Here is a 19192-nt window from a genome sequence, read left to right on the forward strand (position 1 = left end):
TGGGGGAGCGAGTCAGATATCCATCAAAGAATGGGATGCGACTGGTTCTCGGATGGTGTCAGGCTGTCGCGATTCTTGCCGCTGTGCTTGAATATCTTGATGCTCGTCCGGTCGTTCTTTTTCTTCCTTGCTCAGTTGGCTCTGGTATGGCCCCTTGGATCTTCGCTCGATTCTACCGGTTTGAACGGAAAGCGAGAGACTCTCGGATGGGAGTGACTCCTGAAGGGTTGAAACCCCCTACCTTACTTAGGAAACCTGCCACGTGCAGCCAATAACTCCCTCGCACGTGGCAGGTTCATGATATGCGGAACGCACAAACACTCCCTTTTAGGCGCCCACTCCCGAGTGATGGAGGACACTCAAACCCTACAGGCCGTTAGTGCATCATCTCAACACACCCAACGACGACTCATTTCTTAGACTGCTCGTACGCCGCCCTCAGGTCACTGGACGGAGGGTTCGTGCTGCTCACCGTGGTGAGCACGGCATAAATCAACACCGCCGTTCCGGCAATAATCCCACCGACATACAACCAGAGCTTATTCATGGCGTCCTCCTTTTTGTTGAAGGTGGTCCTGATGCATCAGACCTATGTTGGTTGAGGATACCGGTGCGAACTTCTCGAGGCGGGAGTAGCCGGTTCTCGCAGGTGATTGTCTACGCCAGGCCGGCGCTCACCCGCCGAGTAAGTCGTTCATCTTATCGCCAAAAATTTTATGGCAGGAAGTTTTTCGAAGAAAATTGGGGCAAGACCCGAAGAGATTCTCCCGGTGGCAAAAGTCCACAGGTGGTTCTGTTCAATACTTGAGTCGGTATGAACTATACAGCATCGAGCTGAATATCGCCGGACACGAACGCACGCGCCGTGTCCGCTACATCCTGAGCCGGTCAGCGTAGCCGGTCAGCTCCACGTAGCCTTGACCTTTCACCGGCCGGCCTTGTTTGGTCCCGGTCACCGCCACCGCCCCTTCCCAATAGGAAACCTTGGTACTGCGAGAGGTGCGCAATTCCTGGTCGGCAAGCAAGGGCGTGACATCCAACACCAGGTCGAGCGACGGGAACGTCAATTGCCATCGGCTGGGATAGGTCGCCTTGCTCTCGGGGCTGGTCCAGGTTCCGCTTGATTCGATTTGAAAGTCGGTGACCTCCAGATGTCGTGCGCGTCCATCCGGTGACACGGCCGTCCCGCTCGAGGCCATATCGGACGAGCCGTCTTTCCGCCGCATCCGATACAACATGAGCTCGGTGTCGTCTTCTAACTGGATGCTGAACCAGTCCCAGCCGACTTGGTCCGCCCCGAGTTCGGCCGATCCAAATTCATGGTCCATCCAGGTGAGGCCGGTCACCTCGAATTGCTCGCCCTCGATCGTCAGGGTCCCTATCGTAGTCAGTCTGGTGAAGGAATAGTAATGGGACGCTTGCCCCGCCTCTTTCCCTTTTCGGCTGATCCCGGCCGCCCCGTGCGTCACGAGCGGCTTGGCCGGTTGAAGGGTGAGAGCGAGGGCATGGGTCGCGTCTTTGGCGACCAGGGTGTGCGTGCCGGGTGGATTCGTGGCGGCCTCGGCGCGCCAATCATCGATCCAGACATGAAGTCGCGACTCATCGGCCCCCGCCTTCCCCAATCCCTCCCGACTGAACTTTTCCGAAAAATGAAACCGCTTCCCGGTGATGTCCGTCACGGCGAAATGGGCCAGATACAAATGGCTGATCGACCATTTCGACGGCACGGTTTTGATGTCCTCCGGCGGCACCCCCCGACGGAAGAAGGTCAACTCAAAGCCGAATGACCGGCCTTTTTTTGACCGCAGATGGCCCGTGTAGTACCACCACTCGGTTCGGTAACCCGGGTGGGAGCCATGGTCTCTGGGAAATTCGTACCGATAGCCCGCCGTGGCCGGCTGAAAGACGGTTGGAGTCGCGCCGAGCGCCATGGGAAGACCCGCACTCAGCAAGAGCGCGACCAAAAAGCAGATTCGTGGCCAGTCTGTCACACCGTACCTCGCCGCGAGGGTTCATCCGGAGAGAGCCGGGGGAAGCCGGCTGCTCGGCCCATGGCATCGGTTATAACACGCGCCACACCCATGAACCAATCGACTGTCTGAGAGCGGAGTTTTGCATTTCCCACGGACCCGACGCCTCACGCACAGCGTTGACAATTTTCACAAGTCTCAGCTATCGTGAGCCATGCAGACTGATCGTGAGCGAGGGCCGTCCGACCGGAGTCCGTCCAAGCATGTCGAGCCGTTTCCCATTCCCAGTCGCCTTCCGGTGTTCCCGTTGCCCAATGTCGTCTTTTTTCCCAAGACGTACCTGCCGCTCCACATTTTCGAACCGCGCTATCGCCGAATGGTCGCCGATGTGACGATGGGCGGTCAATGCATTGCCATGGCACTGCTGAAAGAAGGATGGGAACCGGAGTACTACGGGAACCCCGAGATCTATCCCGCGCTCTGCATCGGACGGATCGTAAGCGTGCAACCGCTGCCGGACGGTCGCTCCAACATCTTGCTGCAAGGTCTCGAACGGTGCGAGGTGGCCGAAGAACACTTCGACAAGCCCTATCGCGAAGCGACGATTCGCGTCACCCCCATGCGCTCCGACGAAGGGTTGACGAAAGATGTCCGGCGTTCGCTGATCGACGTGCTGGGACGGTATCTCGAAGCCAGAGAGGACAGCGCGGCGTGGCAAGGATTCTTTCGCGAAGAAGTCAGTGATGAAGTCTTGGTCAATACCCTCTCGACTTATTTGGACTGTACACCCTTGGAAAAACAATTCTTGCTGGAAGCGGACGGCCTGCACCAGCGCGCTCGGCGATTGAACGATCTGGTTCAATTCATGCTGCACGGGCATCACGGCACGAAAGGCTGGGATTGAATGGATCGGACCATCGCTATCAACGTCACCAGTCTGCGCAAAACGTATGAAAGCCATACGGCCGTCGACGGTCTTTCGTTCCAGGTCTACGCCGGAGAGATCTTCGGTCTCCTGGGGCCGAACGGCGCGGGCAAAAGCACCACGCTTCGCACGCTTATCACCCTGCTGCACCCGACCTCGGGCACGGCGACCATCATGGGGTACGACACGGTGCGGGACGCGGATAAGGTCCGGACCTTGATCGGCTACGTGCCCCAAGAACGGGCGATCGACCGGTTCCTCACAGGGCGTGAACACCTTCAATTGCTCGCAGCGCTTTATCATCTGACGAAAGAAGAAGCGACCGCACGCATCGGCGAGCTGCTCAAACTGGTCGAGCTGGAGGCCCATGCGGACCGGCCGGCCAAGACCTATTCCGGGGGCATGAAGCGCAAACTCGACATTGCCTGCGGACTGCTGCCCGACCCCAAAATTCTGTTCCTTGACGAGCCCACGCTGGGTCTGGACGTCCAAAGCCGTCTCCGGATTTGGGAATACGTCCGGATGCTCAAAGCCCGTGGCATGACGGTCGTGATGACGACGAACTATTTGGACGAAGCCGACCAGCTCTGCGACCGGCTCGCCATTATCGACGGCGGCAAGATCAAGACGTTGGGCGCTCCGGCCGAACTAAAAATCGCGCTGGGCGGGGATATTGTGTCCCTGACCCTGAAAGAGACCGACCGGATTCACACCTTGGAGTCCGAGCTCAAAGACCGGCCGGCGATCAAGACCGTGCGGGCGACGGCGAAAGGATTGGATATCAGGGTGGAATCCCCGGAGAAGGCGCTCCCGACCATTTTGGATTCGGCCAATCGCTTGGGTTGCAGCATCGAATTCATTCAGTACAACCGTCCGCGCTTGGACGACGTGTTTATCGCCCACACCGGGCGAGCCATCACGGAATCGCCTCCCGAAATAGAATCGGCGTAAAGGAGTCCTGTGTCTCACTATTGGCAAGAAATCAGCGCGTTGACGATGCGGTGGGTCCGGCGGTTGAGCCGTGAAAAGTTCAGTATGCTGTTCACCCTGGTGCAGCCGATGTTGTTCTGGCTCATCTTCTTTGGAAACCTGTTTCAGCGGGCCGCGGACACCCAGGTCATGCAGGCACCCAACTACATCAGCTTTCTCGCCGCCGGTGTCGTCGTCATGACGGTCCTCAACAACGGTCTCGCGGGGGGTGTCGATCTGCTGTTCGACAAGGAAAACGGGTTCCTCGAACGGTTGATGTCCACGCCGATTCATCGGACCTCCGTCATCCTGAGCCGTTTCATCTTCGTCATGGCCATCACGTCGATGCAGGTCCTCGTTATTCTCGGGGTGTCGTACCTGTTCGGCGTGCATCCCGCGACGGGCATCCTCGGCGTGGCGATGATTTTGTTGATCGGCATGATGTTCGGAGTCGGCCTGACGGCCATCTCCATGGCCATGGCTTTTTCCGTGAAAAGCCACGGTGATTTCTTCTCCGTGTTGGGATTTCTTTCGCTGCCGATGATCTTCCTCAGCTCCGCCTTGGTTCCGTTGACGGCGATGCCGGGATGGATGAGTTTTCTCGCGCAATTCAACCCGATGACCTGGGCCATCGATGCGGTACGGCCGTTGATTTTGTCCGGCTGGACCGAGGCCTTACCGCACGTCGGTATGGTGGTTTTGGTCATGCTCGTGTTCGATGCCCTGTGTCTGTACGGCGGGGCCAAAGCCTTCCGCCGAGCTATGGGGTAACCTCATCATGAACCATCGATCCCTTGACTGACGACGGAATCCGTCGGATCATTACTTCAATACAGCCGACATCGGCCCATGGTCGACGGAGAGTCGTAGAGATGATCCCTGAAAATCAAATTCGTGCGCTGATTCGCCTCTTGTCCGACGAGGACGATCGAATCGTCCGCACCATCAGCGGAAAACTCATTGATATCGGTCCTTCGGCGGTTCCCCTCCTCCAGGAGGCTGAAATCGAGCAGCCGGAGATGGCCGATCGTATCGCATCCGTCCTTGAAGAAATCCGGGGAAGCAAGCTGGAAGAGGAACTAGCGAACCTGGCAACCCTCCAGGATGAGATCATGGACCTTGAAACCGGCGCCTTCCTCATTGCCCGCTATGCCTATCCGGCCCTCGACGTCGCCCGTTATCGCGCGCAATTGGACATGATGGCAAGCGAAGTTCGAGCACGAATCGGCTATCGAGCCTCGGGGGAAGAAGCCGTCAATGCGCTCAACCGGTACCTCTTCACGGAACAAGGGTTCAAAGGGAACACGAAAAACTACTATGAGGTCGAGAACAGCTACCTCAATTGTGTCATGGATCGGCGCGTCGGCATCCCCATCAGCTTGTCGTCGGTCTATCTCTTGATCGGACAACGTTTGGCGTTGCCGTTGTTCGGCATCGGCATGCCGGGACATTTCTTGGTGAAGTACGAGTCCGACCGATACAAGATTTTCATCGACTGTTTCAACGGTGGAGCCTTGCTGACCGAAAAAAACTGCGCCCGCTTTCTGACCGAGGCCGGGTACGGATTCGATGACAAGTACCTGCAAAAAAGCCCGGTGCGGGCGATTCTGTCCCGCATGATTAAGAATCTCTTGGCCATCTACTCCAAATCAGGTGACGCGGGGAAAACCGCCCGCCTGACCAAATTCATTGAAATCCTCGGGGGGGCTCCTCGTGAAGAAGGGCTGTGATCGCTGATGTCGTGTACATAACTCCGGAGACCGGCCGTTTGCCCCTGAGCATGTCGAAGGGCGTGACTGTTCGTGTCGTTCCGTTCATGGTTCGACAGGCTCACCACGAACGGCCTTGCGGGAAGACGATACTAGAGGCGTATCGTCAGAAGATCCTTTCCCTTCCAAATCTTTCCTTCATACTGCTCCGCCGCTTGAGCTTTGACGTCGTAACGATCCGCTATCGGATAGAAATGCGACAGGACGAGTTGGCCTACCCCGGCCTCCTTCGCCACCTGGCCGCACTGTCCGGCGTGCAAATGGGCGGGACCCGGACGATTGGCGGGAAACGAGCAATCAAGCACCGCCAGATCGGCATCAGTGCACAACCGAACGAGGGCATCGCAGTACTGTGTGTCTCCCGAGTACACCATGGCCTTCCTCCGATATTCGACTCGATAACCGACCGACGACAGATCAGGAACGTGGACGATCGGTGCGGGAACGATACGAGTGTCGCCGATCGTAAAGGGCCTATCGGATACCTCCTTGAATGTGACACGAAACGGCGCCGGCGAGAAGCTGGGGAAGCTGCGCATGATGGACCGTAAGATCCTGATCGTGCCCTTGGGGCCGATGAGGGTCATCCCTGGACGGTGCCCTCCTCCGTACTTCGCATAGATCACCGCATCGAAGAAGAAGGTGATGAAGTCGGAAAAGTGGTCCGCGTGAAAATGAGAGAACAAGACGTGCGTGATCCGGTGTCGGTCCACGCCGGTCTTGATCAGGTTCATCAATGTACGGGGACCGAAGTCCAGCAGAATGTTTTGATCCGTGCGCGCTAAATATCCGGCGGCCGCGCGGGTGGGATGCACGTTGGTACCGGAGCCGAGAATGGTCAGACGCATAAGTCGGATGTGTTATACAGCCACATGGTTAAGGAGTTGCATTGATTTGATCAAGAATGGTTTGAGCTTCCAACAAGCCTGGGTTGGAGTGTTGCTTTGGAAACCGCGAGCAAATGGAATGCAAGGCCGGTTTCGCGGCATCCTGCCGATTCAGTTTTATCAAGAGTCTGGCCATGCTGGTCGCCGCCCTCAGTTCAAGCATCATCGCGTGTTGATCGCGCGCAATCTTTAGAGCGTCGGCAAAATACTGCTCCGCCGCAGAGACGGACGGTTCGGATTGTTTCAGCAACAATTCGCCGTTCAGTCGAAACAGTTCCGCGTGCCAGCACCGCTCACCCTGCGTCATCGCAAGTTCTTGTGCTTCCTTAACGGCATGTAAACCTTCTTCGATTCGATTTTTCTGCAGATATACGCCCGCCAATAATGCCAGGGTATAGGTATTATTGAGGCTCGCTCTGGCTGCTCGCGTGGCGGAGAGCCCGTTCACCAGCTTCCCGAGCCCCTCCTCTTCTCCTTTTTCAGCCATGGCCCAGCCTTGCAGAGACGTTGCCCACGCTAACGGCACTTCAAAGGAATATTTCGTCGAAAGAGCGATGGCTTCTTCGGTGAAATTGAGCGTGTGATCTGTGTCTTGTAGCGTGGAATAGGTCCAGGCGACCGTCGTCAAGGTGAACGCCAACGTGAAGGGATGTCCCAACGCCCTGGCCATAGCGATGGCCTCCAGCGCCAACGCTTCGACCTGGTCGATCTCACCCAGGATCCATAATGTTCTGGCCAGTATGACCCTGGCTGTTATGCCGGGATCTTGAGTGTAGGGTAAGACTTGCGAGCGATGTCTATCCGGATCGTACAGTACCTTGGCGGCAAGCAGATGAGTCTTCGCTTCGTCAAATCGCCCAAGAAAGGAATAGGTGGATCCCACACTCTCGTGAGCTCGAATGAGCAGATCCGGGTTGTGCCGGCGGGTCGCCCATGCGAGCAGGTCTTCCGCTAGGGCGCAAGCCTTGGCAAGAGGCCCTCTGACCAGATGGAACACCCATAATCCCCAGATGGAGAGAAAATACTGCTCAGAAGCAGGATCCTCCTGCGAGAGGCTTCGCGCCCTGAGATAATTGTGCTCGATTTCGTCGGACGCATACCCTCTCCACGTCAGCAAGGGAGCACCACGTGCGATGAGAAGTTGCAATTCCACATCGCGACGCTCGGGGGTTTGGGGCAAAGTTTTGAGCAAATTGAGCGCGCGGTCAAAATGGTTGAGCGCTTCGATATTGGCCGAGCGTTCCACGTCTCTCCGGGCTGCAAGACGCCAATAATCCACGGCTTGGACGATCAATCCCGCCTGTTCATAATGATACGCCAAGAGCTCGGGCTCCACTTTCACGCGCTCGGTGAACCTGCTCTCCAAGGTTTCGGCAATGCGGGCATGGAGAGAGCGACGCGACTTCTTCGGCAACGTGCTATAGGCGGCCTCTTGCAGGAGCGTATGCTTAAACTGGAATTTTGCAGCCGGTATCATCCCCTCTTGAAAGATGAGACCGGAGTCGACGAACAGCCGGAGGGCATTTTTCAACCGACTTTCCGTTACGTCCACCACGCTCCGCAGCAGCTCATAACCGAATTCTCTCCCTATCGCCGCCCCGACTTGGACGATTTCTTTGTTCGATCCTAATCGGTCGATCCGCTCCATCAGCAAACCTTGCAGGCTGTCGGGAATCGACACATCTTTTAACGGCGCCCTCAAGATGAAAGAATTGTTCTCCTCGGCCAGCATTCCGGATTGCAAAAGGCTTTGGGCCAGCTCTTCCAGATACAAAGGCACCCCGTCGGTCTTGGCTAAAATCGCGCGTTCCACTTCCGGCGGGAATGCCTTTCCTCCCGTCATCGATGCAAGAAGTTCGGCGCTATGCCGACGGGGAAGCCGACTCAGCGTCAGAAATGTCACATGGCTATAATCGGCCCACATCGGCTTAAAATCAGGTCGAAAGGTGATGATCACCAACACCCGCATCTGCTGGATACGGTCAATAATCCTTGTCAGGAGGTCCATCGTGGTCGGATCGATCCAATGAGCGTCTTCCACAATGAAAAGGGTCGGGCAACGCTCTGCCGACCTACGCAGGTACTGGACGAGCACATCAAGGGTCATTTGCTTCCGTGCTTCAGATGACACATTGAGCTGAGGCTGGGCATCGATTCGGATCGAGAGCAGGTCGGCCAGTAAGAAAACCGTCGCCGGGTCGTCGGTCCCGTTGTCGAGTGCCAGTTTGTCGAGCTTCTGCCGTTGCGCGAGGGGCGTGTCCTCGCCCGTCAGTCCGGCGGCCTGTCGAAGACAATTGATCACCGGATAGAGTGCCGTATTGGTATGGTACGGGGAACATTGAAATTGGATCGTCTGATACCGCTCATCGGCCAGTCGATCACGCAGACTGCTTGCGATCCGGGATTTGCCGATACCGGCCTCGCCGCAGAGAAGCACGACCTGGCCTTCACCACCGACGGCTTCGCGCCAGCGGCCCAAAAGAAGCGCCGTTTCATGCTCCCTGCCGACGAAATTGCCTAATCGCCCGGATCGATACGACTCGAACCGGCTCGTCGATGTTCGACTCCCGAGCACGCGCCAGAGCTGAACAGGGGTGTCGAACCCCTTGAGCGCATACGTCCCATGATCCCTGCACTCGAACTCACTGCCCACCAGACGTTTCGTGACGGAATCGATGATCAATTGACCAGGTTCCGCCAATGCCTGAAGGCGGGCGGCCAGATTCGGAGTTTCACCAAACACCGACCGTTCCTTGGCCGTGTCCTGTCCGATAATTTCGCCGACGATGACCTGACCTGTCGCAATTCCGATTCGGACTGCAATTTCAGATTCTTGAGCTGCAGGGCGATCGGGGGAAGGGCCCTTCACCAATTCAAGTATGGCCAAACCGGCATGTATCGCTCGTTCGGTATCGTGTTCGTGGGCCTGCGGATACCCGAAATACACCAACAGCCCGTCCCCCATATATTTGGCGATGTACCCGTTGAATCGACCGATCGCTTGACTACAGGCGTCCAAGAACCGCCGGATAATGTCTTGAAGGTCTTCAGGATCGAGCCGGCGAGCCAGCGCGGTCGAACCGACAAGATCACAAAACATGACAGTGAGCTGCCGTCGTTCTGCTTGATCGCGACCGGAAGAGGACGGTGGTATCTCTTGTGAAGCGGCCGTGGCCGGAGAAACCGCATGATGGTCTTTCCCGCTTTGAGATAACGGGGCGATGGCACGCAGGAGCTTTTTGCGATGGCCCAGTAACACACCCATTGAGAGCAAGTCCTCATCATTCAGCTCAGGCAAGACATCCCACGTAATGGCATGCTGCTGAAACGTGTCTCGGTAGCGATCAAGCCCCAGACTCTCCAGCCATGCGGAGACGCGATCATCCATGGTCAACGTCGTCTCAAGTGTACAACCGTGATTCGCGGCAGACTCGGAAGATGAGCTACCGTTCTCTTACAGAACGGCGATGCGCTGACTGATCATGAGCGTAAGATGCCGTCCGGCGAATCATCTCCACAAGCGAACTTGTCCTGAAATTGGCGGCGGGGGAGATTGCCCAGGCCGGATCACGATCAACAACGGCGAAGGCATGTCCGAACTCTCCGGCGATCTGTCCCACGAAATTCCGAAACTCGTCCTTGGCAGCGACAGCCCGGGGGCATTCGGCTGCGCCGAATTCAGTGGTGGAGGGGTGTTGATGGGAGATGACCCGCACGATGAACGGATCCGCACTATACGGCTCAGCGGAGTGAGCGGCCCATTGGACGGCATAGTCTGCCGTTTTGGAACAGTCCATGCCCGCCATGACACGTCGAATGGTGCTGTTCTGAGGATGCTGTCCATAACGTGATGAACCCCACCGACAAAAATTCGACCTTGAGTATGACCAGCGCCGCAATCGCGTGTCAATGAAGTGCGGACGCACCGAACCGTAACCCGGGCATCAACCGCCTTGACAAGGCAGAAGCTCGACGCGAGCATCCTGGTTCGTTGACGGTTAATCGATCGTGCCCGTATGATCCCTCATCCATGACGAAACATCACGAACAGGGCCCTGTAAATCTCGCCCTGCCCGCCATTCTGATCGTCTTTATCATAACCGGGGTCTGGGTCTGGAAACGACTCACACCTGACACACAAGACTATATCGTCGATCAGGCTGTACCGATGATGGCGATGGCTCTGGTGCTCGCGCTCTTGCTGTTGGTTTCGATCCGAGCGGTCCTTCGCCGCCTGGCAAGATCTCGAGAGCGAGCCAAGCTGCTGACGTTGTTTGAGCGAGAAACCGAGCAAGACAAGAAGCTGCACACGGCGTTCGCGTTGCTCGAGATGAATGCGTATCGCGTGGAGGGCTTGGAGTCCGCAGTGCCAGCCTTGAAGGAGATATTTGCCGCAACATTGCAACGAGCGCTAGGCGACAAGCAGCATCGCATCAGGGGGATGGCCGCCAGTCATCTAGGAGCGCTGCAAGACAAATCAGTGGTGCCGTTGCTGGTGAAGGCCCTGGAAGACGATCATGCCTATGTGCGTTCCTGCGCCGCCTTAGGCTTAGGGCGACTCCGAGCAGTCGAAACACGTGACCGGCTGAAGTTGATCGCGGAACAGGACTGGGATCAAACCGTCAGAAGCAGGGCCAGGGAAGCGCTGGAACAGATGGGAACGATCATGTAACGTGATGCTTGGCCTATTCCTGTGTCCACTCAATCACGACAATCTCGGGTCGGCAGTTGAAACGAAATGGGAGGAAGGACCAACCCAACCCACGGTTGACATACAGCTTGTGTCGGCCGGATTCGTGCCAACCTGCCACACGTCCACTGCATCCAGGAGGCAACCAGAAGGTGGGGATGCCAGGCACCCGCCACTGCCCGCCATGACTGTGTCCGCAGAGGATCAAATCAATGGCATGATGGGGTTCCACATAGTCGAGAATGTTGGGAGCATGTGCCAGTAGCAATGTAAATCTAGAGTCGGTGCGAGGCGGGACGCATCGAAGATCCGCCCGATGAAGCGATGGATCGTCGACGCCGGCGATCACCAGATCGCCTCTTCCAGTTGAAATCACAGCACTTTGGTTTACCAGGAGCGTGATCTTGTGCCGATCGGAAAGCTCGGCGTACTGAGCGACCGGCACGCCGCTGTAATGGTCGTGATTGCCCAGCGTCATGTACACAGGCGCAATGGCACGAAGCTGTCCGAGAAAGCGAAAGAGATGAGGCACCCCTTCCGAGACGTTAAGCAGGTCTCCCGTGATGAAAATCCAATCGGGGTGAAGTTCTCGCACCGTTTCAACCACCCGGTCATGCCGCGGATGGTAACGGTCCAGGTGCAGATCCGTCAGATGGACGGCCCGATGGCCGGCAAGCGACGGATGGATATGGGTTAGAATGGAGACGTCGTGGTTGGACAAGCCCCACTCCCAATGAGGAACGAGGCTGAAAATGCGATAGAGAAGCTCGCCTAAACAAGCGCCGATCAGCGATCGTACGCGATCAGGCCATGACATCGTCTGTCGCCCACTCATTCCGCAACCTGTCGTTCGCCTGATCGTTTTCGCATGGACGAAAAAAGTATATCATGGGCCTGTCTTCCACCAAATTTGACGATACATTTCCGCTGACATTCTTCAGTCCAACGAAGGAATACCTGTGATGCAACCAATGGACCCCTTTCTCACCGGCAATTTGCCTGGAATCGGGGGACACATCCGCACCGAGCCGGAAGACTTTCAGGTTGAAGAACGACCGCTCTATCTACCTTGCGGGGAAGGCGAACACTTGTATGTGACGATCACCAAACGCGGCCTGTCCACTCCGGAGCTGGTCCGTCGGCTCTCGTCATCATTGGGCATCAAAGCACAGGCCATCGGCGTGGCAGGGCTGAAGGACGCGCGAGCTGTCACGACTCAGATGGTGTCCTTGCAAGGAATCCATCCGGATCAGATCTCTCGCCTCCAAATCGACGGCACCATCCTCAACGTACAGATTCTCGGGCGCCATCGCAATCGGCTGCGAACCGGCCATCATTCCGGCAATCAGTTCCGGTTAGTCATCCGCAACGTCGCCCATCACGCGGTTGCAACCGTACCGGCCGTCCTTCAATCGTTGAGCACAAGGGGCGTGCCCAACTATTTTGGCCCCCAGCGGCAAGGCAAAGCGGGAGACAATTACCAAGTCGGTGCCGCACTCCTCCACGATGCGCGTCGACGCGAGAAGATGAATCGCGCCACACGCATCTGGTATCTCAACTCCTACCAATCATTCTTGTTCAATCGGATCCTGGCGCGACGGATCAATCATATCGATAAGGTCTTCGTCGGCGATTGGGCCATGAAGCTGGAGAATGGAGCCTGCTTTCAAGTCGAGGATGCCGAGAAGGAACAGCCCCGGGCGGATCGTTTTGAAGTCAGCCCGACAGGCATCCTCTTCGGCTCGCGTGTGTCGTGGGCAAGCGGTGAACCCGGTCGAATCGAGGAAGCTGTCATCGCCGAAGCGGGTGCAACGAAGGAAACCCTCGTCGCCGCTGCTGAGGCCTGTGGATTCCGTGGGGAACGCCGAGCACTTCGTGTCCCATTGACTGAACTCGAATGGTCTCTGAACGGCTCTATCCTCACCATCTCCTTTAGCCTACCTCCCGGTGCCTACGCCACCAGCGTGCTGAGGGAATTGATGAAATCCCCGACTCCCGATTCTTAGTCATAACCTCTGGTTTCCTTCCCCCACCTCGAAGCGGTGGTACAATGGATTCACATGCGGGCGAGAGTATGAACCAATACCAGGACACCGTTTATCTTCAAGGGCATATCATCGATTCTCTCGTGCTGGCGAAGGTATTGGACCTCATCCTGATGATGGGAGGCACCTTCGACCTTGAGGACGTGCACATCGGCAAGACCAGGGAGGAAGCCTCTCATGCTCGTATCCGGATCCGAACCACCTCGAGAGTACTTTTAGACGACATTCTGAAGGCGATCCAACCACACGGTGCCTCGATCGAACGAGAAGCGGACTGCCGCACCGTCCCCGCGCCTGCCGATGGAGTGTTACCCGAAGATTTTTATGCCACGACGCATCTGCCCACGCAGATCCGAGTCAATGGGCAATGGCTGGACGTGGATCGAATCGAAATGGATCTCGCCATTGTAGTTGTGGTCAACGAGGAACGCACCGCCCAAGCCGTACCGATGGGTGACGTTCGTCGTGGGGATCAGGTTGTGGTCGGCCGGGAGGGGGTGCGGGTGATCCCTCTTCAACGGCCGCTCGAACGGGACGTCTTTGGATTCATGGAGTCGCAAGTCTCGGCAGAACGACCTCACGGTCACATCATCGCCGACATCGCAGCTCGCATGCGTCAATTGCGTGAATGCTATGGGCAGAACCAGTCCGGCTCGCACGTCTTGTTGGCGGGAGGACCCGCCATCATTCACGCCGGGGGGCGAGATGCACTCGCCTGGTTGATCGAGCAGGGGTTTGTCCATGTCCTGTTTTGCGGGAATGCATTGGCAGCCCATGACATGGAAGTCGATCTGTTCGGCACCTCACTCGGTTATGGGTTCACCGCCGGACGCGCGGTCCCACATGGGCATGAACATCACTTGCGGACCATCAACCGCATTCGGGCCATCGGCAGCATTGAAACGGCAGTCACGTCGGGAGTCATCAAACGGGGAATCATGGCTGCGTGTATCCGACAAGGCGTTCCGATGGTCATGGCAGGAACGATTCGTGACGATGGTCCTTTGCCGGGAGTGATTACGGATTCCGTCCAGGCGCAGCAGGCCATGCGCGCCTTGATCCCCGAGGTTGGACTGGCACTCCTGGTCGCCTCGACGCTGCACTCGGTGGCGACCGGCAATCTGCTGCCCGCTACTGTTCCGACAGTGTGTGTGGACGTCAATCCCTCGGTCCCGACCAAGCTGGCGGATCGCGGCAGTTTTCAGGCGGTCGGTCTCGTCATGGATGCGGCGTCGTTTCTGGCGGAACTGGCCAGAGCGCTAGGGAGGCCGTCATGAGCCGACTCCTCGTCTGTCCGCCCGACTATTTCGGCATCGAGTACGAAATCAATCCGTGGATGAGACTCAGCAATCGAGTGGACCATGAGCGGGCGGTGACTCAGTGGCATGAACTGATGAAAGTCTTTGAAAAGGATTTGAGCATCGTGCTCGAACGGATGACTCCCAAACCCGGACTACCCGATTTGGTCTTTACCGCCAATGCCGGTGTGGTGGTGGGACATACCGCCGTCGTGAGCCGCTTCCGATATCCTGAGCGGCAGCGAGAGGAGGCCCATTTTGAACAGTGGTTTCGCGAACACGGCTATGAAGTGATGACTTTCAAAGAGGCGCTTCATTTTGAGGGTGCAGGCGATCTCCTGGGCTTCCCGGAGTACTGGTTCGGGGGATACCGACAACGTTCGGACATCGGCGTGTTTCCGATCCTCAGCGAACGGTTTCATCGAGAAATTATTCCGCTCGAACTCGTCGATAGCCGCTTCTATCATTTGGACACGTGCTTCTGCCCCTTGAGCGGCGGCGAACTCCTCTACTACCCCGCCGCATTCGATCGCTACGGTCAGACGGCGATCGCGGAGCGTATCCCGGACCAATTGCGCCTCGCAGTTCCGGACGATGAAGCTTTGAAATTCGCTTGCAACGCCGTCTGCATCGGAAAGCACGTCGTCATCCCTGCGGGATGTCCCGTCACTCAGGCGTGGCTCGGAACGCGAGGATATGAACCTCATCCGGTTCAGCTCGATGAATTCATGAAATCCGGCGGGTCTGCCAAATGCCTGACCTTGGCGCTCGACTGAACGTCGTCGTTCGTCATGTGTCACGCATCTTTCCCTGTAATTTCCTTCTATCTATGACGACTGATGCGTCATTTTTTCCGAAAGAGAAACGCGCCATACATACCGGCGATCGCAATCGTGACGAGCTCAATGGTCAGGAGCATGCGGCTCACGACGGCATCCGGCGCGGGAGGCGACAGGATAAAATACATGCCGAGAAACTCCGGCGTCTGAGTCGGTGAAGTTTCCCATGGAGGGAACAGGACGGCGAGGATCAGAACGACGACCATCCCATAGAGCACGGAGATGTTGAGCTGCTCCGGGACCGAGTCAGTGGGGCGAGCGGCGAAGGAGCCGTCCGTGTTCCCACCAAGCCGTCGACCACATTGAATACAGAACCGGTTGATCTCCGGTTGCGACCGATTGCAGGCAACGCAGGATTGCATGACGAAGCCCAGAAGAGATCACCGCATAGAGAAAGATTACAGCAAAGGAACCGGTTTTCCCAGTGGTATTCGCGTATCGAGGATCACAGATCAGAAGTGATATCCAACACCGAAAGAAACAAGATGCATTGTGTAGGTTGTGTCTAGCCCATAGGGAAAGGGAAAGAGGTTTTGATTTTCGTCGAATTTGAAGTGTGCATAATTAAATTTCCATTCTACGAATGCTGTTAGATGTTTGGTGACATAGTATTGAATGCCGGCCTTTGCATTCAACCCAAGTCTCACATTGTCTGAAGTTGATTCCGGTGAATCCGGTGTCAGACCTTCTCCCTTGATTCGTGCAAAGAAAATTCCCGGTCCCACTCCGACATAGGGCTGCAACCGAGTTTTGTGGTAACGAAGCATGAGATTAAATGGAGCCAAAGTTACCACCCGGAAATTCGCCCCTTGGAACGTTCCGCTTGCTATAAACCCGGGGACTGCGGGATTCTGGAAGGTATGAACTTGCTGGTCAATGTGGGGAGTTGCATGGAACACTTCCGCCTCTAGGCCAACCCAGCGGGCAGAATTAAAGTAGTGCCCTACTTTACCGCCAAACATAAAAGAGGTTGATAATTCAAACTCGCCGTGTATCGTACCGGGAAGAAGAAATTCGGAAAAGATTTCGCCGCCCGAGAGACCTCCGAAAGGCAATGAGGCTCCGAATTGCCCGGCTATGTAGGTTTCTCCACGGGCGCTCGGAGTAGCGAGCAATAAAGACCCCATCAAGAGTGTGGTTGCGAAGATTCCAGAGCAAAGCAAAGTAGTGCGCGACTGTTCCATCTGAAACCTCTGAATTACTTTTTCTATCCTATGACTTGTCGCGGTGAGGGCGAAGTCATTTCTGAAATCTGACGAAGGGAGAGAAGTTAGCTGCCCATTCAGGCAGCCAGCTCATCCTCCGTGAAGAGCTCGGGGACTTAGAAACTCAGACGGATGGTTCCTCGGTTCGTTGACAGGTTCTTCGGAGCCTTCCTATAATCCGCGTCCGAACGGAGCAGTGGTGATTTTGCCATGAGGCTGGATTGCGTATGCCGACCACGATTCACAAGATCGGTGTTATTGGGGCTGGAGCCTGGGGCACAGCCCTGGCCAAGCATTTGGCCGAGAAGGGTCTGGAGGTTCGGCTCTGGGCCTATGAACAGGATGTCGTCGACGCCATCAACTTTTCACACGAGAACACGGTCTTTCTCCGAGACGTCCCTCTTCCTCGGAGTCTGACGGCGACCTCTTCGCTTCGTGAGGCCATAACGAGCCGCGACGGGGTCTTGTTTGCGGTTCCTTCTCATCTCACCCGATCCCTCTTGCAACAATTGGCCCCCTGTCTCTCTGATTCCCTTCCAATCGTGTGTGCGACCAAGGGCATTGAGGAGAACACGGCCAAACTGATGACCCAAGTCATGGAGGATGAGTTGCCGCCGTCCATGCACCGTTTCCTCATGGTACTCTCCGGACCAAGTTTCGCGTCAGAACTCGGCGTCGGAAAACCCACGGCCGTCTGTTTGGCCGGCAGTGATGCGCAATTAGTACGGCGATTTCAAAGTGTATTGATGACACCTGTCTTTCGAGTATACGCCGATACGGACGTCATCGGCGTCCAACTTGGCGGTGCCCTCAAGAATGTCATGGCCCTGGCCGCCGGTGTGATCGATGGGCTGGACCTCGGACTCAATGCCCGTGCCGCGCTTATTACCCGTGGCTTGGCGGAAATCATCCGGCTCGGCATGGCCATGGGAGCTGATTCCCGCACATTCTATGGCCTTTCCGGCGTCGGCGATCTGGTACTGACCTGTACGGGCACGCTCAGCCGAAACCATTCGGTCGGCGTGCGGCTCGGCAAGGGAGAAAAGCTGGAGGCGATTTTGGCCGGAATGCAGGCCGTTGCGGAAGGCGTTCGGACGGCACGTGCGGCACTCACGTTGGCCCGCCGCTATGGGGTCGATATGCCCATTACTCAGGAGATCAATGCCGTGTTGTATGACAATAAATCCTGTTCGAAGGCCGTCTGTGATTTGATGGAACGGGATGCAAAACCGGAAAAGGAATGGACATGAATCCGGAAGGACTTGAACGATTGTTGCGGCAGGTCCGTCAAGGACAGGTGACGGTGGAACAGGCGCTTCAGCGCTTGCGGTCGCTGCCGTTTGAAGATCTCGGCTTCGCCTCCCTCGACCATCATCGGTCGTTGCGACAAGGGTTCCCCGAAGTGGTGCTGTGTGAAGGCAAAACGACGGCGCAGATCATCGCCATCGCCCGAGCGCTCATCAAAAAAGACGGCCCGTTTCTCGCCACTCGCGCCGACCCATCCGTCGCTCGTGCTATTCGTCGCTTGGATCGGCGAGCACAGTACTATCCCGATGCGCGCATTGTCGCCATTCGTCCCCTCCGGCAAAAACGGCATGGGCATATCCTCGTCGTGACCGCGGGAACGGCGGACGTGCCCGTGGCCGAGGAAGCCCGAGTGACCGCGGACGTGATGGGGAGCCGCGTCGAGCGGCTGTACGACGTCGGGGTCGCGGGAATCCATCGGTTGCTTGGAAAGAAAGAGCGACTGTTTGATGCGCAGGTCGTGATCGTCGCGGCCGGCATGGACGGTGTCTTGCCGAGTGTCGTGGGTGGTTTGGTCCATTGCCCGGTGATTGCCGTTCCCACCAGCCGCGGCTATGGGGCGAGTTTCGGAGGAGTCGCCGCGTTGCTGACGATGCTCAATTCTTGCGCATCGGGGGTGGGAGTGATGAACATCGACAACGGCTTCGGCGCGGCCTGCCTCGCGCATCGGATCAACATGCTGGGGGTGAAGAGCTAGGCGTGGAAAAACACATGGGACTCTATCTCACTTCGAGTGTGCCCCGCTTCGGCCAGGCCACCATGACGGTGCGTAATCCCTTTTCTCCATTGGCCAATAATTTGGTCCTCACCTCATAGGTATAGGTACCCACTCCGGCCTGTTGCTTGCGGTGATCTTGACCGTCCCATGCCAGCTCGATGGACGCCTTTGACCGTCCCGTTTCACGGTCATCCGTGGAGAGAGCGTGGACCGGTTGCCGGTACGTGAGAAAGCGAAGCGAGGTCTTCGAAGGAGAACTAATGAGCGAGGTGACTTCCAGAACGACGTCCCTATCGATTTCTCTTGGAAGCTGTACCGTCACGGAAAACTGCAACGGTCCGTTTCCTAACGTATAGGGGATCGGCGCGATATGGAGATTGACGATCTTGAGCTCCGGTTCCGGTCTGGGCACTCGAGGCGGCTTCACCTTCGAGTGGCTGTCAGCGGGTAAGACGACGCTCAAGAAAACCCAGCCGGCCATGAACACGAGGAGGAGTTTTTCGCGATCGCGACGGTTGAACGTCTTCATAGAAAACATCGGACCCGCTTTCATGTAAGGGTGGCTCGTTCAC

19 protein-coding genes are annotated in these 19192 nt (G+C 56.8%); 11 read left to right on the forward strand and 8 right to left on the reverse strand.

Annotated features, from left to right (window positions below; genetic code table 11):
• Positions 1 to 30 precede the first annotated feature (30 nt).
• The gene (locus tag A4E19_11905; GenBank protein OQW37873.1) at positions 31 to 216 is read left to right on the forward strand and encodes a hypothetical protein; all 186 of its coding nucleotides are present in this window, start codon (positions 31 to 33) and stop codon (positions 214 to 216) included.
• A 656-nt stretch (positions 217 to 872) separates the two neighbouring features.
• Here the strand turns inward: A4E19_11905 and A4E19_11910 are convergent.
• Positions 873 to 1964 (reverse strand): hypothetical protein, encoded by a 1092-nt coding sequence (locus A4E19_11910; GenBank protein ID OQW37874.1) that lies wholly within the window; start codon positions 1962 to 1964, stop codon positions 873 to 875.
• A gap of 220 nt (positions 1965 to 2184) precedes the next feature.
• Between A4E19_11910 and A4E19_11915 the strand changes: the two genes are divergently transcribed.
• The 4 genes from A4E19_11915 to A4E19_11930 all read left to right on the forward strand — a co-directional run bounded on the left by A4E19_11915 (position 2185) and on the right by A4E19_11930 (position 5594).
• Positions 2185 to 2874, forward strand: coding sequence for a hypothetical protein (locus A4E19_11915; protein OQW37875.1), 690 nt, complete (start codon positions 2185 to 2187; stop codon positions 2872 to 2874).
• The gene (locus A4E19_11920) at positions 2875 to 3846 is read left to right on the forward strand and encodes a hypothetical protein (protein OQW37876.1); all 972 of its coding nucleotides are present in this window, start codon (positions 2875 to 2877) and stop codon (positions 3844 to 3846) included.
• 9 nt (positions 3847 to 3855) lie between these two features.
• Positions 3856 to 4635, forward strand: a complete 780-nt coding sequence (locus A4E19_11925; GenBank protein ID OQW37877.1) for a hypothetical protein — start codon at positions 3856 to 3858, stop codon at positions 4633 to 4635.
• A gap of 101 nt (positions 4636 to 4736) precedes the next feature.
• Positions 4737 to 5594 (forward strand): hypothetical protein, encoded by an 858-nt coding sequence (locus tag A4E19_11930; GenBank protein OQW37878.1) that lies wholly within the window; start codon positions 4737 to 4739, stop codon positions 5592 to 5594.
• 131 nt (positions 5595 to 5725) lie between these two features.
• On the opposite strand, the gene A4E19_11935 is transcribed toward A4E19_11930, so the two are convergent.
• From A4E19_11935 to A4E19_11945, 3 genes are read right to left on the reverse strand one after another with little or no spacing between them, the layout of a single operon-like run.
• Entirely contained in the window at positions 5726 to 6481 is a 756-nt protein-coding gene (locus tag A4E19_11935) for a hypothetical protein (GenBank protein ID OQW37879.1), read from the reverse strand.
• A 28-nt stretch (positions 6482 to 6509) separates the two neighbouring features.
• Positions 6510 to 9908: a guanylate cyclase gene (locus A4E19_11940; protein ID OQW37880.1), complete on the reverse strand. Its 3399-nt coding sequence runs from the start codon at positions 9906 to 9908 to the stop codon at positions 6510 to 6512.
• 55 nt (positions 9909 to 9963) lie between these two features.
• Positions 9964 to 10326 (reverse strand): hypothetical protein, encoded by a 363-nt coding sequence (locus tag A4E19_11945; GenBank protein OQW37881.1) that lies wholly within the window; start codon positions 10324 to 10326, stop codon positions 9964 to 9966.
• Positions 10327 to 10550: 224 nt separating this feature from the next.
• Between A4E19_11945 and A4E19_11950 the strand changes: the two genes are divergently transcribed.
• Positions 10551 to 11192, forward strand: a complete 642-nt coding sequence (locus tag A4E19_11950; GenBank protein ID OQW37882.1) for a hypothetical protein — start codon at positions 10551 to 10553, stop codon at positions 11190 to 11192.
• Between the two features lie 13 nt (positions 11193 to 11205).
• On the opposite strand, the gene A4E19_11955 is transcribed toward A4E19_11950, so the two are convergent.
• On the reverse strand, positions 11206 to 12027 hold the full coding sequence (locus tag A4E19_11955; protein OQW37883.1) for a hypothetical protein: 822 nt from the start codon (positions 12025 to 12027) through the stop codon (positions 11206 to 11208).
• 145 nt (positions 12028 to 12172) lie between these two features.
• On the opposite strand from A4E19_11955, the gene A4E19_11960 reads away from it, so the two are divergent.
• Genes A4E19_11960 through A4E19_11970 form a run of 3 tightly spaced genes read left to right on the forward strand, consistent with a single transcriptional unit; the run spans position 12173 to position 15329 of the window.
• Complete coding sequence (locus A4E19_11960) at positions 12173 to 13216, forward strand: hypothetical protein (GenBank protein OQW37884.1); 1044 nt, start codon at positions 12173 to 12175, stop codon at positions 13214 to 13216.
• A gap of 44 nt (positions 13217 to 13260) precedes the next feature.
• Positions 13261 to 14532, forward strand: a complete 1272-nt coding sequence (locus tag A4E19_11965; GenBank protein ID OQW37885.1) for a hypothetical protein — start codon at positions 13261 to 13263, stop codon at positions 14530 to 14532.
• Complete coding sequence (locus tag A4E19_11970) at positions 14529 to 15329, forward strand: hypothetical protein (GenBank protein OQW37886.1); 801 nt, start codon at positions 14529 to 14531, stop codon at positions 15327 to 15329. Before A4E19_11965 ends, A4E19_11970 begins: the two co-directional genes overlap by 4 nt.
• 68 nt (positions 15330 to 15397) lie before the next feature.
• Here the strand turns inward: A4E19_11970 and A4E19_11975 are convergent, their stop codons facing one another.
• Complete coding sequence (locus A4E19_11975; GenBank protein OQW37887.1) at positions 15398 to 15754, reverse strand: hypothetical protein; 357 nt, start codon at positions 15752 to 15754, stop codon at positions 15398 to 15400.
• Between the two features lie 90 nt (positions 15755 to 15844).
• Positions 15845 to 16576 carry a hypothetical protein gene (locus A4E19_11980; protein ID OQW37888.1) on the reverse strand — a complete coding sequence of 244 codons (732 nt, stop codon included), beginning with the start codon at positions 16574 to 16576 and terminating at the stop codon, positions 15845 to 15847.
• A 248-nt stretch (positions 16577 to 16824) separates the two neighbouring features.
• On the opposite strand from A4E19_11980, the gene gpsA reads away from it, so the two are divergent.
• Both gpsA and A4E19_11990 read left to right on the forward strand, forming a co-directional pair.
• The gene (gene gpsA / locus A4E19_11985; protein OQW37889.1) at positions 16825 to 17847 is read left to right on the forward strand and encodes a glycerol-3-phosphate dehydrogenase; all 1023 of its coding nucleotides are present in this window, start codon (positions 16825 to 16827) and stop codon (positions 17845 to 17847) included.
• On the forward strand, positions 17844 to 18599 hold the full coding sequence (locus A4E19_11990; protein OQW37890.1) for a 1-(5-phosphoribosyl)-5-amino-4-imidazole-carboxylate carboxylase: 756 nt from the start codon (positions 17844 to 17846) through the stop codon (positions 18597 to 18599). The genes gpsA and A4E19_11990 overlap by 4 nt, the downstream gene beginning before the upstream one ends.
• A gap of 22 nt (positions 18600 to 18621) precedes the next feature.
• Here the strand turns inward: A4E19_11990 and A4E19_11995 are convergent, their stop codons facing one another.
• Positions 18622 to 19173: a hypothetical protein gene (locus A4E19_11995; GenBank protein OQW37891.1), complete on the reverse strand. Its 552-nt coding sequence runs from the start codon at positions 19171 to 19173 to the stop codon at positions 18622 to 18624.
• Positions 19174 to 19192: the final 19 nt, after the last annotated feature.

The organism is Nitrospira sp. SG-bin1 (assembly GCA_002083365.1).
Classification (GTDB): domain Bacteria; phylum Nitrospirota; class Nitrospiria; order Nitrospirales; family Nitrospiraceae; genus Nitrospira_D.

What these genes read in the sequence shown, in the direction of transcription:
- A4E19_11970 (OQW37886.1), top strand. Translation starts at nt 14,529, where the DNA reads ATGAGCCGACTCCTCGTCTGTCCGCCCGACTATTTCGGCATCGAGTAC.
- A4E19_11905 (OQW37873.1), top strand. Translation starts at nt 31, where the DNA reads ATGGGATGCGACTGGTTCTCGGATGGTGTCAGGCTGTCGCGATTCTTG.
- A4E19_11950 (OQW37882.1), top strand. Translation starts at nt 10,551, where the DNA reads ATGACGAAACATCACGAACAGGGCCCTGTAAATCTCGCCCTGCCCGCC.
- A4E19_11965 (OQW37885.1), top strand. Translation starts at nt 13,261, where the DNA reads ATGGATTCACATGCGGGCGAGAGTATGAACCAATACCAGGACACCGTT.
- A4E19_11935 (OQW37879.1), bottom strand. Translation starts at nt 6,481, where the DNA reads ATGCGTCTGACCATTCTCGGCTCCGGTACCAACGTGCATCCCACCCGC.
- A4E19_11960 (OQW37884.1), top strand. Translation starts at nt 12,173, where the DNA reads ATGCAACCAATGGACCCCTTTCTCACCGGCAATTTGCCTGGAATCGGG.
- A4E19_11920 (OQW37876.1), top strand. Translation starts at nt 2,875, where the DNA reads ATGGATCGGACCATCGCTATCAACGTCACCAGTCTGCGCAAAACGTAT.
- A4E19_11915 (OQW37875.1), top strand. Translation starts at nt 2,185, where the DNA reads ATGCAGACTGATCGTGAGCGAGGGCCGTCCGACCGGAGTCCGTCCAAG.
- A4E19_11930 (OQW37878.1), top strand. Translation starts at nt 4,737, where the DNA reads ATGATCCCTGAAAATCAAATTCGTGCGCTGATTCGCCTCTTGTCCGAC.
- A4E19_11995 (OQW37891.1), bottom strand. Translation starts at nt 19,173, where the DNA reads ATGAAAGCGGGTCCGATGTTTTCTATGAAGACGTTCAACCGTCGCGAT.
- A4E19_11955 (OQW37883.1), bottom strand. Translation starts at nt 12,027, where the DNA reads ATGTCATGGCCTGATCGCGTACGATCGCTGATCGGCGCTTGTTTAGGC.
- A4E19_11945 (OQW37881.1), bottom strand. Translation starts at nt 10,326, where the DNA reads ATGGCGGGCATGGACTGTTCCAAAACGGCAGACTATGCCGTCCAATGG.
- gpsA (OQW37889.1), top strand. Translation starts at nt 16,825, where the DNA reads ATGCCGACCACGATTCACAAGATCGGTGTTATTGGGGCTGGAGCCTGG.
- A4E19_11990 (OQW37890.1), top strand. Translation starts at nt 17,844, where the DNA reads ATGAATCCGGAAGGACTTGAACGATTGTTGCGGCAGGTCCGTCAAGGA.
- A4E19_11980 (OQW37888.1), bottom strand. Translation starts at nt 16,576, where the DNA reads ATGGAACAGTCGCGCACTACTTTGCTTTGCTCTGGAATCTTCGCAACC.
- A4E19_11975 (OQW37887.1), bottom strand. Translation starts at nt 15,754, where the DNA reads ATGCAATCCTGCGTTGCCTGCAATCGGTCGCAACCGGAGATCAACCGG.
- A4E19_11940 (OQW37880.1), bottom strand. Translation starts at nt 9,908, where the DNA reads ATGGATGATCGCGTCTCCGCATGGCTGGAGAGTCTGGGGCTTGATCGC.